11 protein-coding genes are annotated in these 15343 nt (G+C 35.4%); 7 read left to right on the top strand and 4 right to left on the bottom strand.

All coding sequences use genetic code 11. From position 1 onward, the window contains the following. Positions 1 to 586: 586 nt before the first annotated feature. Together ACLHDF_RS17665 and ACLHDF_RS17660 are read right to left on the bottom strand one after the other, a co-directional pair. The gene (locus ACLHDF_RS17665) at positions 587 to 1726 is read right to left on the bottom strand and encodes a hypothetical protein (RefSeq protein WP_413920001.1); all 1140 of its coding nucleotides are present in this window, start codon (positions 1724 to 1726) and stop codon (positions 587 to 589) included. An 897-nt stretch (positions 1727 to 2623) separates the two neighbouring features. Further along, entirely contained in the window at positions 2624 to 4054 is a 1431-nt protein-coding gene (locus tag ACLHDF_RS17660; RefSeq protein ID WP_413920000.1) for a hypothetical protein, read from the bottom strand. Positions 4055 to 4365: 311 nt separating this feature from the next. On the opposite strand from ACLHDF_RS17660, the gene ACLHDF_RS17655 reads away from it, so the two are divergent. Further along, the gene (locus ACLHDF_RS17655; protein WP_413919999.1) at positions 4366 to 4716 is read left to right on the top strand and encodes a VOC family protein; all 351 of its coding nucleotides are present in this window, start codon (positions 4366 to 4368) and stop codon (positions 4714 to 4716) included. Between the two features lie 61 nt (positions 4717 to 4777). On the opposite strand, the gene ACLHDF_RS17650 is transcribed toward ACLHDF_RS17655, so the two are convergent. Then, positions 4778 to 5869 (bottom strand): AI-2E family transporter, encoded by a 1092-nt coding sequence (locus tag ACLHDF_RS17650; protein ID WP_413919998.1) that lies wholly within the window; start codon positions 5867 to 5869, stop codon positions 4778 to 4780. 110 nt (positions 5870 to 5979) lie between these two features. Then, positions 5980 to 6174 (bottom strand): twin-arginine translocase TatA/TatE family subunit, encoded by a 195-nt coding sequence (locus ACLHDF_RS17645; RefSeq protein ID WP_413919997.1) that lies wholly within the window; start codon positions 6172 to 6174, stop codon positions 5980 to 5982. Between the two features lie 509 nt (positions 6175 to 6683). On the opposite strand from ACLHDF_RS17645, the gene uxaC reads away from it, so the two are divergent. The 6 genes from uxaC to ACLHDF_RS17615 all read left to right on the top strand — a co-directional run bounded on the left by uxaC (position 6684) and on the right by ACLHDF_RS17615 (position 15173). Beyond that, positions 6684 to 8105, top strand: a complete 1422-nt coding sequence (gene uxaC, locus ACLHDF_RS17640) for a glucuronate isomerase (RefSeq protein WP_413919996.1) — start codon at positions 6684 to 6686, stop codon at positions 8103 to 8105. A 47-nt stretch (positions 8106 to 8152) separates the two neighbouring features. After that, on the top strand, positions 8153 to 9535 hold the full coding sequence (locus tag ACLHDF_RS17635) for a glycoside-pentoside-hexuronide (GPH):cation symporter (protein WP_413919995.1): 1383 nt from the start codon (positions 8153 to 8155) through the stop codon (positions 9533 to 9535). 102 nt (positions 9536 to 9637) lie between these two features. Continuing rightward, positions 9638 to 10651 (top strand): LacI family DNA-binding transcriptional regulator, encoded by a 1014-nt coding sequence (locus tag ACLHDF_RS17630; RefSeq protein WP_413919994.1) that lies wholly within the window; start codon positions 9638 to 9640, stop codon positions 10649 to 10651. A 115-nt stretch (positions 10652 to 10766) separates the two neighbouring features. Next, positions 10767 to 12230, top strand: a complete 1464-nt coding sequence (locus ACLHDF_RS17625; RefSeq protein ID WP_413919993.1) for a tagaturonate reductase — start codon at positions 10767 to 10769, stop codon at positions 12228 to 12230. 12 nt (positions 12231 to 12242) lie between these two features. Further along, positions 12243 to 13733 carry a UxaA family hydrolase gene (locus ACLHDF_RS17620; RefSeq protein WP_413919992.1) on the top strand — a complete coding sequence of 497 codons (1491 nt, stop codon included), beginning with the start codon at positions 12243 to 12245 and terminating at the stop codon, positions 13731 to 13733. Positions 13734 to 13805: 72 nt separating this feature from the next. Beyond that, positions 13806 to 15173, top strand: coding sequence for a glycoside hydrolase family 28 protein (locus tag ACLHDF_RS17615; RefSeq protein ID WP_413920048.1), 1368 nt, complete (start codon positions 13806 to 13808; stop codon positions 15171 to 15173). Positions 15174 to 15343 lie beyond the last annotated feature (170 nt).

Below are 15343 nucleotides of genomic sequence, written 5' to 3'. Positions count from 1 at the left end.
AGCAGATGTAAAGAATTTGTTTTGTGTGTTTTTTTATGAAAGTATACATATGCATAAAGTAAGAAAGGGCATTTCTATTTTATAGAAGTGCTTTTTTAGTCCGTTATATATTATGTCTACCAAACTAGTAATCACTTTAGCTTAATGTTTACGTATATAAAAAACGCTATTTATTTGATGCCCTTTATTTTAGAGAAATTACTATACATTTATAAAAGATTAAAAAGAAATTAAAGAACTTATAAACATTGTTAAAACTTAGATTAGTAAAAGCCTTCTGCTGACTGAGTTTAAACGGAATTAACGAATCAAAAAAACTGCAGTTAGCTACAAGAATTTTCACAAAAAATTTTTGGTTTTTTGTGAAATAGTAATATTTTCTACGCAGCAGTTTGGAAAATAACTTATATTTATTTTATTTTTTATTCATTTAGTTGATTTTTTTCGCGAAAATGAAAATCATTATCATTTAAGAAGGCTTGTTATAGCTGAGAGCTGTTTTATATTTTAGTAAGTTAAAGAGAAAAAAAGAATGTGAGGGAAATAGAATAGAAATAAGTAAAAAAAAGCATAACAAAAAAGAGTATTATAGAGCGTTAATTTTTGCCTGATAATACCCGTTGGCAATTTTTCGGATATACGTAAAAAAGTTTGACTCCATTTCATGCACAAGAGGGCGAAATGCATCCATACTTTCTTCTATGTAAGTTTGTTGTAAGTAACTCTGAACAGACGTTAATGATTTTTCGATTATATCTAAGCCAAACTCATGCACAATAGAATGAATATCTTCTTTTTTAATTGAATAATGGCCAAAAGATTTAAAGAAATTCTTAAACTGAGCAAATGCATGCTCTCCGCGGATTTTTTCGATTTCTTTTTGCTTTTTACTATCATGAGTACCAGTTAAATTAAAGCTTAAAATAAAACCATCCTTGATTTTTTCAATAATCGATTTTCTTGGCTGCTTTTCTTCTAATAATGTTTTGACGCAATCATCTTTTTCTAATACATCAATACGGAAGATGGAGCTTAATTTACTAGCCATTTCCTTAATAGCAGCTTTATAGCCAATATATTTCGGGAGAATGTGCTTTACTTCGGTGTAAGATAAAAGTGCTTCTGAATCTTTCTTTACGTTTACATCAGATTCATATACATACAAAGCACGTAAAGCCAGACGTAGCATGTTAATGTTCTTGATAGCCAGCAATTGATAAATCACTTCCATTGAAACAGAAGTATAACCACCTTTTGAAGTATATGTATTGGGATCTTTATCAAGTATTTCAGGATTATATGATATGTTTTGAACATCAGCAGCTTCTTTTATATGTAAATCTAAAAAATCCTCTAAATAGTTGTTTAAAGAAATTTGAATATAGTCTCCCCATAAACGATCCCAGCGAATGATCTCATATTCTTCTAAAAGCCTATTATTATTTTGAACGGTCCGAACGGAACATTGGATGGTATTAGCCAGTTCTTGCTCAGAAATAATGGAAATATGACCTTGGCTATTACATTTAGCTACGTAAGCTAAAATTTGCTTAATCAGAGAACCCGTCCACTTTATACTTACAAAGTTTTTCGCTAGGCCAAATGAATGCTCTTCATAGTAATAGCTGTTTTCTCGTTTAGTATTTCTATTTAACCCACTCATGACAATCAGCAGCTTGTTTGCTACAAGGGTGTGCCGTTTTAGTGACAGCTTTTGTGTACTCATACAGTTACCTCCTTTCCAAAACTATATACGTCGTCTTTTACAGTATAGACACAGTCATATAGGCTGTAAAATGACATATTTGCACGGGAAATTGGTGCATTTTTTAAAGAGACCAGTGATATCAAGGGACGAGACGTCTATTTACACGGTGACATATTTGCACGGAGATGTGGAGCAAAAATAGCGGTATAGTTTATAAATGCTGATAAAACGGCATTTTTAAGAGAAATGTCGTATGATGGCGAACAAAATAAACAAAATGCGACAAATTCAAAAAAATTTTCATGTAAAAATGACATATTTGCACGGATAATAGGAGCAAAAATGATAAAATTAGAGATTCAGGCGAGGAAGTGACACATTTGCACGGAAAATGGGTGCAAAAAAAAAGAAAAATGCCTTTTAAAGACACAAAAAGTTCACATTTTAACAGGAGATAAATGAACATTTGCAGCAAAAATAGCGATTTTTTAAGAAAGTGGCATGTTTGCACGGAAACTTGGAGCAAAAAACACTTTTGCACGGAGATGTGGAGCAAAAATTGCACAAAACAAAGGAGAAGGTTCGCTACTACAAGAAAATTTATGTAAAAGTGGCATATTTGCACGGAAGATTGGAGCCAAACTTATTATGAATAAAGTATATAAGGAAAAGCGACACATTTGCACGGGAATCTGGAGCAAAAAGTAGACGCAACACCTTTTTAAGACACAAAAAGTTCACAAAATGATAGGAAATGTGAAGTTTAGCTGCTAGATTAATAGGGGAAAAATATGTTTAGGGAAAGATGTGGAGCAAAAAAACACTTTTGCACGGAAATGTGGAGCAAAAAATGCAGCGAATAATGGTAGATAGATAAAAAGAATGCCCTTATGGAGATTATAAGGGCATTCTTTTTTAGCCTATAGAACTTGTTACGTTTTGATAAATAGAAAGGGGAGCATATTCGTAATCCCCGGCTAATAAGTCTTTTACTTCACTTTCGCCCACAGGAATAAAGGTAATTTGAAATACTTGGCCGACTCTTTTATAAGATTGGACAGCTAATTTTTGTTCCACTAGCTCATCTAAGGCTGTTTCAATTTCAACAAGGTTTTCTTTTTTACGTCTTTTTCGAAAGCGGACTCTTGTCGAAAAATACAAATAATCTCTTGTGACATTATATGAAGATTTTGTTTCATAGCAAATGAGACGCTCTTTCTGCATAACAAATAGCAAATGATAAGCGGCGTCTAAACTTAATTTTTCTACTTTATTTTTGTAAATACGCACTGTTTGGCGTTGAATATAGTCTCTGTATATTACTTCATTGACGTGAATTTCAGCAATTCGCGTTCCATTTGGCATCGTAGTAATATCCACAAAGTCAAAAATACCATAGGCAATTTTCTTATTATGCTGCACTTTTGTCATACTGTAGTGCTTCATTTTCGTAATTCGTTCTTCTATCATCTGATAGTTACGCTTACTGTCTGTTTTATAAAGTGCTTTCACAAGATCACCAATTTTTACGTTAATGATTTTTTGTGTAGCGAACAATTCGTCGCGTTGGCTCATGATCTCTAAAAACACTTTATAGTCAAATCGATCTAAATCACTAATTTTATTTCCATTTTCTTCAGCGTATTCTTTTTCTATTAACAATTCGTAATCTGTCCCGTCTTCAGAGTTATAAGTACTTAAAAAATATTCTTTTCCTTCTTTTTCTAATAGGGGTTGCTCGACGAGAAGCTTTGCTCTTGAGTTAGAGAAAAAAGGGTTCTCTACAGTTGAAAAAGGGCTTTCAATAATACTATGATTTCCGTTTTGGAAGCTTGGATCCAGTATAGTCAGCCCAATAATAATGGATATATCCGTGTGGATTGCTTTTTCTCGCTGCGTTTTGGTTTTTTGATGAATATAAGGATAATCAGTTAAGAAAAAGCTATCTTCTTGGCTCCATTCGCGTAGAATATCAATTCGTTTATTAATTACTTCTTCCGGAGACGATACGTTTTCAAACTGCTTGCAAAAGAGTTCTTTTCCGTTTGTTTTATAATAAGCTGTTAGCGCTTTGTATTCTCCAATCAGCTCTTTATTTTTCTTAGGCTTTTTTTGGTCATAGTCACGTATAGCAGCATCTAACCATCTGCGTTTCGTACGATTGAGAAAGTCTTTTTTTAAAATCCTCAACGCTTCATTTACATCTTTATTTTCAAAGTGCTGCTGATAAAGAGGGAGAATGGTGCTCTCTAAATCACCGTTTATACTTTCATTATAAACAGATAAGAGGCGTAATTTAGATACTCTATCAATGACTTCGCGTATGAGTAAAGATGAATAATCCATACACATCTAACCTCCTTAATCTTAAGTTAGTCATTTTTAATTCTTAGTTAGATAGTAGCTTTAAATTTATTGTAATGTACTAAAGTTCGATGCTTCAAACAAAAGACAGCTACTATTTATAGTCTATTTTTCATTATACACGTGCAAAGCAGGCGAAGGGGGAGATTTTCTCATTTTCTTTTTTAGTAAGCTAAATTTGGTCAGAAAATATCTACAGTTCATTGATAGAAAGTACCTCAAAATTAGAAGGATATGAATGAGGGGAAGCGAATACTTTGTAGAAATTACTAGATTCATTCCGGAGGTCATAGATGAATCCTATACTAAATGAAGTAGGCACCGTTTTCATTCCTGTAAATGACATAAAAAAAGCACGAGATTGGTATTGTGACATGCTAGGTTTGCCAGCAGACGGAGAAATTTTATATGATCATTTATATGTTATCCCTATGAATGGAACAGGGATTGTATTAGATAGCAAAACTTATTCAAAGGATACGATTTTTAAAACGCCAGCTTTTCATTTGAATACAAATAATATTAAACAAGCCTATGAATATATGAAAAAGAAAAAAGTAGAGCTAACGACAGGAATTGCACACAATCACTGGTTTACATTTAAAGATCCCGATGGAAATCATCTTATGGTTTGTCAGTGCTAAACCTATTGAATAAAGAAAGGACCTTCAAGAGAAGGTCCTTTCTTTATGTTACCTTTGCATTTTATAACTTGATAGATTTGTTTCTGAATTGAATCATTCTTACGATATTTATCACAATCGTTTTTGTTACAGCATAGGCCGGAATCGCTAAAATCATTCCAAGTATTCCTGCAATATTACCCGCAACAAGCAATAAGATAATAATCGTTAAAGGGTGAGTGTTTAACTTCTTACCAATTACCAGCGGAGAAATAATATTCCCATCAAGCTGCTGAACGATTACGACGACTATAATCACTAATATCGCTTTTGTAGGAGAGTATAATAAACCTACGATCAAAGCAGGGGCTACGCCAATGAAAGGACCGACGTAGGGAATGATATTAGTAAGGGCTCCTATTAGTGCGAGTATTAATGCATAAGGCAACCCAATGATAAGATAACCAATAAATGTACTAATACCCACAAACAAACAAACGAGCATTTGCCCTTGGATATAAGTCGCTAGCGTATTTGTTGTTTCTTTCATTGTACGTAATGTTTCTTTTTGGTAAGAAACAGGCACCATACGTAACGTGTTTTTACGGAGTTTGTGGCTGTCTTTCAGCATATAAAAAAGAATAAAAGGAACGGTTACGACCGTAAGTGTAATATTTGTTACGACGCTTAAAACAGATGAAATACTGTTTGTGAGATTCGTAGGTAAAGTAGACGCATAGTTTAAAAGTGACTCTTCAATATGATCAAGTGACACATATTTTTGTTCAATGAGCCAGTTAAACCATCTTGAGTTAGATAAGTCATTTATGTATTCTCTCGTTTCTACAATGTAAGAAGGAATATTCTTAGCCAAATCAGTTAATTGTTTGGATAGAGTAGGTCCCACACCTCCCACAATAGAGGCGATTACGCCAATAAAAACAACGTACAATAGTAAAATGGCCAGTGTTTTCGGCACTTTTTTTCTTGTGAGAAATGACACAATTGGTTCGAATAAAAAGAAAAGAAAACCAGCTACAAGAATAGGAAAAAACAAGGTGGAGATAAACACACCGATTGGTAGAAAAACAAACGAAATATGTTTACAAATGTAGATCAGTAAAGCAATCATTAATAGTTCTAATGTCCAAAAATGCAGTTTTGATTTAAACAAAAAGTTACCCTCTTTCTTTACTATTTTTTACTATCATACATCAAAAAAGAAACCCACTGCACGTGAAAAGTGGGCTTTTTTAGTCTTTACAACTTTCATTTACACAAAAATTATGATTTTTCCTCTTTATCTTTAGCAGTATTCTCTGGAGTTTGTTTATCGTCATCCTGTATAATTCCTTCTGCTGCATTTTTAAATTCTCGCAGGGAATGTCCAAATGCTCGTCCTATGTCCGGCAATTTACTTGGTCCAAATACAATTAAGGCAGTAATTCCGATTACGACCATGCTTGTGGCTCCTGGCATGATATCCTCTCCTTTAAAAGCAATGAATATATATAAATTAAAAAGAGATAGTAAATAAAGTGCATGTTTATACTATTCACTTTTCTCTTTAAAATTCCTTTATTTTAAATGATACGAAAATAAGGTGCAGCGGTTATGTATGATTTAAATGCTTGTAGTGATATTTCTCTCTTATGCATACGAAGCTAATTATAGCATTAAAGACAGCCCTTCGTCTTAGTAATCTTGTATAAGCTTTATGTAAAGAAATCTCCTTTAATTCTTATAGAATCGTGTAACAAACCCTATTTTTCAACATGAAGAATCAGTACGTCAGAAAAAATTGAAAAATATAAAGATAAATTGTTGTAAAATTTAGAAATAAGTAATAAAATAAAGTAAAATGTTAACGTTAACATTTTTCAAGTGTGAAGATTGCAACTTATTAATATAGTTATCTATAAATAAGATTATTTATTAGTTTATATAATTTTGTTAACGTTAACAAAAAAGTAGAGGAGTGAATGGGAATGAAAAAGTTTATGGATGAAAATTTTTTATTAACAAATGAAACAGCCGCACATTTGTATAATACTTACGCAAAAGATATGCCAATTATTGATTATCATTGCCACTTAAATCCACAGGAAATTTATGAGAATAAACAGTTTAAAACGTTAACTAACGTTTGGCTAGATGGAGATCACTATAAATGGAGACTGATGCGAGCCAACGGAATTGAAGAGGAAAAGATAACAGGGTCAGCAAGTGACTATGAAAAATTTCTCGCATGGGCTAAAACAGTTCCAATGACAATTGGGAATCCGTTATATCATTGGACGCATCTAGAGTTAAAACGTTTTTTTGATATCGATGAGATACTAAATGAACATACGGCACCGGTTATTTGGGAAAAAGCAAACGAGAAATTAAGCAGTGGTAAGTTTGGTGCACGAGATCTTATTACACGTTCTAACGTAAAAGTTATTTGTACAACCGACGACCCGACAGATTCATTAGAGTATCATATGAAACTAAGAGATGTACAAAATTTTGAGACTCAAGTACTCCCAAGTTTTCGTCCGGATAAAGGGCTTGAAATCAACCAAGAAGGATTTAAGAGCTGGATTACAAAGCTGCAAGGTTGTTCACATCACTCCATTCACACCTATGATGATTTGTTAAAAGCTCTTGAAAGTCGAGCTCGTTTTTTCCATTCTATGGGGGGGCGTTTATCTGATCACGCACTAAATAAAATAGTATATACCCAGACTTCAAAAGAAGAAGTTTCACAGATTTTCTTAAAAGCCTTAAAAGGCGAAGTCGTAAGTGCTGAAGAAGAAAGTAAATACAAGTCATATACGTTAATCTTTTTAGGAAAGCTGTATAATGAGTTAGATTGGGCAATGCAATTTCATCTTCATGCTCTTAGAAACAATAACACAAAAATGTTTCGCCAGTTAGGGCCGGATACAGGGTATGACTCGATGTATGACGGACAAGTGGCAGAACCTCTCGTGCAGCTTCTTGATCGAATGGACGTACAAAATAGTTTACCAAAGACGATTTTATATTCGTTAAATCCAAAAGACAATTATGTATTAGCAAGTATAATTGGCAGCTTTCAAGGAGATGGAATTCCCGGCAAGCTGCAGCTTGGTACGGCATGGTGGTTTAATGATCAGAGAGAAGGTATGCTGGAACAAATGAAAGCGTTATCAAACGTTGGGCTGTTTAGTCGGTTTATCGGTATGTTGACAGATTCTCGAAGTTTTCTTTCATATACAAGACATGAATATTTCCGGCGATTAGTATGCAGTTTAATCGGTACGTGGGTAGAAGCAGGAGAAGTACCTAATGACCAACAGTTGCTTGAGCAAATTGTAAGGGGAATATGCTATGAAAATGCTAAAGACTACTTTAGCTTTCCAGCCTACACGCTGCAAAAATAAAGGGGCAAAATAGTGGAAAGAATTGCAAGGGGAGAAGGGGGATTACCATGAGTGTTGTAGCAACAGAAAGAAAGGTTGAAATTAAGGTAGAAGAGAAAAACCTTAGTGTAAAAGAAAAAATATCTTATGGTATGGGTGACTTTGGTAACGGTTTCATGTTTGATTTAGGGCAGTTATACTTATTGAAGTTCTTTACAGATGTGGCAGGAATTCCTGCCGCTGCTGCGGGTGGGATTTTTCTAGTAAGTAAGTTATTTGCGGCAGTTTGCGACCCAATTGTTGGTTCCTCCATTGATTACCGTAAAAATATAGGAGCTAAAGGGAAATTCCGCCCGTATTTATTATTCGGAAGTATGGTGTTGGCCATTTTAACGGTGCTAACGTTTATTTCGCCAAACCTTTCACTAGCGGGTAAATTAATTTATGCTTACGCTTCTTATATGATTTGGGGAATTGGCTATTCATTCGTAAATATTCCGTACGGATCACTAGGCGCATCCATGACTCAAAATACTTCCGATCGTACGTCTCTTGCTGCTTTTCGTCAAACAGGATCATTAGGTGCACTGTTTGTAACAAGCATTGCTGTAGTACCGCTCATTCTGTTATTTCCAAATGAAAAAGTCGGTTACCCCGTTGTCATGGGAATTATGTCGATCATTGGAGTCATTGCTTTTTATGTGTGTTATCGTAATTGCAAAGAGCGAATTGTTGTAAAAGAGAGTCCAAAAGAAAAATTATCAGTCCAGTCTATTTTTAAAACGTTTGTAAGCAATAAACCTCTTTTAATTTTAGTGTTTATGACGGTATTTACCATTTCAGCTTACAATATTAAATCAGCTATGCTTATTTACTTTGCACAATATAATTTAGGAAATGTTAAATTGATGGCATATATGAACTTTATTATTATTGGTTCATCCTTCTTAGGAGTCATTATGCTGCCAAAGCTTGTTAGCCGATTTGGAAAAAAGCAAGCAGCAATGATTGGTTTAGGAATCAGTATTGCAGCAGACACACTAAATTTCTTTATGCCTTCTAACGTAGTAATTTTTACGATTTTAGCAAGTATTGCTTTTATAGGTATCAGCATTCCTAATGGAATTACGTGGGCGTTTGTATCAGATATTATTGATTACGGTGAATGGAAAACAGGTGAAAGAAAAGAAGGCACAACGTATTCACTGTTCAACTTTTCTCGAAAACTCGCTCAGTCGTTATCTGGCTTTTTATCAGGTATTGGTTTAGGGCTAGTTGGGTATATCCCGAATGTGGCACAAAAGGCAGGTACATTAGTGGGGATTAAAAGTTTGTTGTTACTATATCCTGCTATTGCTTTATCTATTGCTGCAGTGATTATTGGTTTTATGTATAAGCTAACAGATAAAAAGCACGCGGAGATTGTCCGAGATATTCATGCTAGGTCTTAGTCAAAACTCTCATAACATTCACCATTTGCTTATTATTCCTACTAAGTTGTGATATCCTTATAATAAAAATCGATACTGATTCATTAAAGGAAGGTAAAGGAAATGAGTGTTACAATTAAGGATATTGCAAAACTAGCAAACGTATCACATACAACAGTTTCACGTGCATTAAACAATAGTCCGCTTATTAAAGAAAAAACAAAAAAGAAAATTTTAGACATTGCAAATACACTTAACTATATCCCTGATTATCATGCTAAAAATTTAGTTCTTCAAAAATCTCATACAATTGGATTGTTTTTTACGAGCATGGCAAATGGTACGTCACCAAGTTTTTTAGTAGATAGTATTAGAGGGGTAAGTAAAGTCATTGATGTTCAGTATAATTTATTTGTAAGAGGCATTGACGATTATGATGATTATACGTACATCAATAATAAACGTTTTGATGCCATTATTTTAATGAGTCAAAGCGATCGTGATAACACATTTATATATAACGTAGTAGAGAAAGGTATCCCATTGATTGTACTCAACCGCCAAGTTGACGATTCATCAATTATTAATATTTTGTCAAATGACAAAGAAGGAGCCTACAAAGCCGGCGAATATTTGATTGAATTAGGTCACAGGCATATAGCCATTATAGAAGGAATAGAAGGCTTCAAATCAACTCAGCAGCGTAAGGAAGGATTTCTTAATTCATTAATTGATCATGATGTTTCCATTCGACAAGAGTATATGATTCAAGGAAATTACGATATGCAAAGCGGATATGAAGGCATGAAAGCACTATTAAGTTTGAAGCAACCGCCTACTGCTGTTTTTTGTTCGAATGATGATATGGCGATCGGTGCTATGAATGCCGCATTCGAGTCTGGGCTACACGTACCTCATGATATCTCGATTATTGGATTTGATGATATTGAATTAGCCAAATATACCACTCCTTCATTAACAACTATTAAAAGACCAATCGAGAAAATCAGCATGACAGGAGCAGAAGCGGTTTTATCTCTAATGAATAAAGATGACAAGAGTGTGCTGCAAAATAAAGTTTTAATTAATACTGAATTAATGGTTCGCCAGTCTGTAAAGTCACGCTCATCTATGTAGCCGGTTATTTAGTATAACCGGCCCAAAAATGTTAACGTTAACATTTTTAATTAAAAACTAGGTTAAACCCTTTATAATTAATAATGTTAATGTGTGCAAAAAAGGAGATGCTAATATGAAGTTAAACCGTCAGATGCAAGTTGACACACGTATATACCCGGAAAGAATTCTGCAGTTTGGAGAAGGGGTATTTCTAAGAGGGTTTGCTGATTGGCAAATTCATCAAATGAACAAAAAGACTGAATTCAATGGCAGTATAGTAGCCGTCAATCCAAGAATCACGGGAAATGCAAGTAAATTGAATAAGCAAGACGGTTTGTTTACGGTTTCTCTCCAAGGGCTTCAAGGCGGTAAAGCAGTCAAAGAACACGAAGTAATTGAATCCATTAGCCGAGGTCTAAATCCATACGAAGACTATGAGGCGTATATTCAATTAGCAGAGAAAGAAGAGCTAAGATTTCTCATTTCTAATACAACAGAGGCAGGCATCGCATTTTTAGAAGAAGATCGCTTGGAACATGCTCCGCAAACGAGTTTTCCAGGTAAAGTCACGGCATTTCTATATAAGCGGTTTAAAGCTTTTCGAGGAGATCCAACCAAGGGACTTATTATCCTGCCGTGTGAGTTAGTGGAGCGAAACGGGGACTTGTTAAAGAAAATGGTATTACGCTATGCCGACAAATGGAATTTAGAAGAGAAGTTTATTGAGTGGGTACACCAAGCAAACGCTTTTTGCTGCACGCTTGTTGATCGAATTGTGCCAGGGTATCCAAGCGATGAAAATATAATCACCGAACTGAGTTATGAAGATGATTTTTTTATTATCGCAGAACCTTTTTACTTATGGGTTATTGAAGGGCCAGAGTGGGTGAAAGAAGAGTTTCCGGCGGAGGAAGCTGGTTTACATGTGAAATTTGTAAACGATATTGCGCCCTATGCGCTGCAGAAAGTAAGAATTTTAAACGGTATTCATACTGCTATGATGCCTGTTGCGTATTTAGCGGAATTAAACACGGTAAGAGAAGCAGTCGAAGATGAAGTAATCGGGGCGTTTATTCGAAAATGTCTTTATAAGGAAATTATTCCTAGTTTACCAGTTTCCGAGGAAGAGTCTTTGTCATTTGCTAAATCTGCATTAGAACGCTTTCAAAATCCGTTTATCCACCACGAATTAATGAACATCTCTTTGAACAGCATGACAAAGTTTAAAACGCGAAATATCCCAACGCTTAAAGAGTACGTTGAAAAACAAGGGGCGCTGCCTGTCTTGCTTACATTCTCTCTAAGTGCTCTCATCTCTTTTTATAAAGGAAAAAGAGGAGGAGAAAAATTTGAGCTATCAGATGACTCTGCAGTTCTAGAGATGTATGAGTCGCTTTGGAATACGTATGACGGTACTGAAGAAAGTATTTCATACATTGTAAAAGAAGTGCTGGGATATAAACAGCATTGGGGAGAGGATTTGAATATGATTCTTGGCTTAACAAAAACCGTAACAAAAGGAGTTATAGCCATTGAAACTTCCGGAATGAAGCAGGCAATTAAAGAAATTCTTTATGTATCCGCGACTAAACAGTAAGAGGTGAAGCATATGAAAGAAGTAATTCGTATTCATCAAGAAGATAATGTAGCAGTAGCTTTACGAGACTTTTTAGCACAAGAGAATCTTATGGTTAACGGAAAGGAAGTTTCTCTAAAAGAAGAAGTGAAACGGGGACACAAAATAGCTATTGCGCCCATTTCAGCCGGTGATAACATTATAAAATATGGTTTTCCAATCGGGCATGCGACTCATTCTATTTCACCTGGTGAATGGGTGCATACGCATAACACAAAAACAAATTTAAATAGGATGAACGAATATGAATTTCACCAGGAGTTAGCAGCTCCTAAAGAAAAAAAGCAATCGCTAACGTTTAAAGGATATCGCCGCAAAAATGGAAATGTTGGAATTAGAAATGAGCTTTGGATTGTTCCAACAGTAGGATGCGTGAATGGTATAGCTGAACAAATCATCAAACAGTTTCAAAAAGAAATAGGGGATCTCTCACCTTTTGAACATGTGACCGTTTTAAAGCACAATTATGGATGTTCTCAGCTCGGTGATGATCACCTTAATACAAGAACCATACTCACAAGAATGGTACAGCATCCAAATGCAGGTGGAGTATTAGTATTAGGCCTTGGGTGTGAGAATAATAGCTTAGAAGAGTTTAAACAAGCGTTAGGTACAATTGATGAAAGCAGAGTGAAGTTTTTACAATCTCAAGATGTCGAGGATGAAGTTGAGGCAGGGGTAGCCTTGTTAAAAGAAATTTACGACGCTGCTAAAGACGATAAAAGAGAGGATGTTGACATTTCTAGGCTAAAAGTAGGTCTCAAATGCGGGGGGTCAGATGGATTATCAGGTATTACAGCAAATCCGCTGCTCGGCAAATTCTCCGATTGGCTTATTGCTCAAGGAGGTACAACAGTCTTAACAGAAGTGCCTGAAATGTTTGGAGCGGAAACCTTGCTAATGGAAAGAGCGGTTGATGAACAAACATTTAATAAAATTGTTAATCTGGTTAATGACTTTAAAACATACTTTCTCAATCACAACCAGCCGGTATATGAAAATCCTTCTCCCGGCAATAAAGCAGGCGGCATTACAACGTTAGAAGATAAATCACTTGGCTGCACTCAAAAAGCAGGAACAGCCCCAGTTGTAGATGTCTTAAAGTACGGAGATCGCTTACAAATTAACGGTTTAAATTTACTAAGTGCTCCTGGAAATGATTTAGTTGCCTCCACTGCTTTGGCCGCTTCAGGGTGTCATATTGTATTGTTTACAACGGGAAGAGGCACGCCGTTTGGAACGTTTGTGCCCACTGTAAAAATTTCTACAAACACCGCTCTTTATAACAAGAAGCCTCACTGGATTGATTTTAATGGTGGAGTACTGGTTGAAGGTGAGAACGAAGAAGCTACGTTAGAAAGCTTTATTCAGTATATGATCGGCGTTTCTAGTGGAGAGCTTGTAAATAACGAAAAAAACGATTTTAAAGAAATGGCCATTTTTAAAACAGGGGTTACTTTATAAATAAGGCGGTTACTAGATTGTTGAACGAGAGGGGAAAAGCTAGTGAAAAAATATGTGCTTTTTTTGTTTGTAATGACTCTTATGATTGTTTTACCTTTCTCTGCACAAGGAGAAGTTCTTTCAACAAGTAAAAAAATAACGGCAATTAAAGAACAAATTCAGCCTCTCTCATTTCCAAACCGTACGTTTAATATTAAGCGGTACGGAGCAGTAGGAGATGGGAAATCTGATTCAACCACGGCTTTTAAAAAAGCGATCGAAGCGGCTAATAAAGGAGGAGGAGGGCGCGTTGTTGTTCCACCAGGAACTTACGTTACCGGTGCGATTTATTTAAAAAGCAACGTAAATCTTCATATAATGAAAAAAGCTACGATTAAGTTTAGTCAAAATCCTGACAAATACTTACCCGCTGTTTTAACAAGATGGGAAGGTGTGGAGCTATATAATTATTCACCACTTATCTATGCTTATAACGAAAAAAATATTGCAATTACAGGAGAAGGAACGTTAGATGGACAGGGTGATAACGAACATTGGTGGCCATGGAAAGGAAAACAGGAATTTGGATGGAAAGAAGGAGAACCGAATCAAAAGCAAGATCGCGATTTGCTGTTTGAAATGGCAGAAGAGAAAGTACCTGTTAAAGATCGCGTATTTGGCAAAGGGCACTATTTGCGGCCTAGTTTTATTCAGCCTTATCACAGCAAGAATATCATGATAAAAGGCGTAACCATTTTAAATTCGCCAATGTGGCAAATCAATCCGGTCTTAAGTGAGAACATTTTAATCGATGATTTGAAAATTATAGGTCATGGTCCTAATAATGATGGAGTAGACCCTGAATCGAGTAAAAATGTGCTTATCAAAGATTCCTACTTTGATAATGGAGATGATTGTATTGCGATTAAGTCGGGACGCAATGCGGACGGAAGAAGAATCAACGTACCAAGTGAAAATATTATTATTGAAGGAAATGAAATGAAAGATGGCCACGGGGGTGTTGTAATCGGCAGCGAAATATCAGGAAGCGTTCGGAACGTATTTGCTCAGCATAATATCATGGACAGCCCAAATCTAGACCGGGCGCTGCGGATTAAAACAAATTCAGTTCGCGGCGGTACTATTGAAGATATCGATTTTAGCGATAATACGGTTAAAAGCGTTGGTAGCGAAGTGATTCAAATAGACATGTACTATGAAGAGGGAGACACCGGGAATTTTACACCGGTCGTTCGTAATATCAACATAGAAAATTTGCAAAGCAATGGAGGCAAATATGGTGTATGGATTCGAGCCTATGAACGTTCTCCTGTCACAAACCTAACGATTCGTCATTCCAATTTCCAACACGTTGCAACACCATTGTTAATGGAGAATGTAAAGAATCCTGTGTTTGAAGAGTTTTGTATAAATGGAAGCTGTATGAATACAAACCATTAAAAGGTGTGTTCATAATTATCTGCAAGTAAGAGGCTGGGACAAAAGTATTTTAGTCGAAGAAATATCCGCACAATTAATCAAGATTATTGATTAATTGTGCGGCCTTTTTTCGTTGTTACGGTGAACGTAGGCTTAATGTGTTATTTGCTTCTAGCTGCGGATTAGAGGGC

Source organism: Priestia megaterium, assembly GCF_046599315.1.
GTDB lineage: Bacteria > Bacillota > Bacilli > Bacillales > Bacillaceae_H > Priestia > Priestia megaterium_F.
The sequence above is the reverse complement of the archived record's forward strand: the minus strand, read 5'-3'. Positions and strand labels throughout refer to the sequence as shown.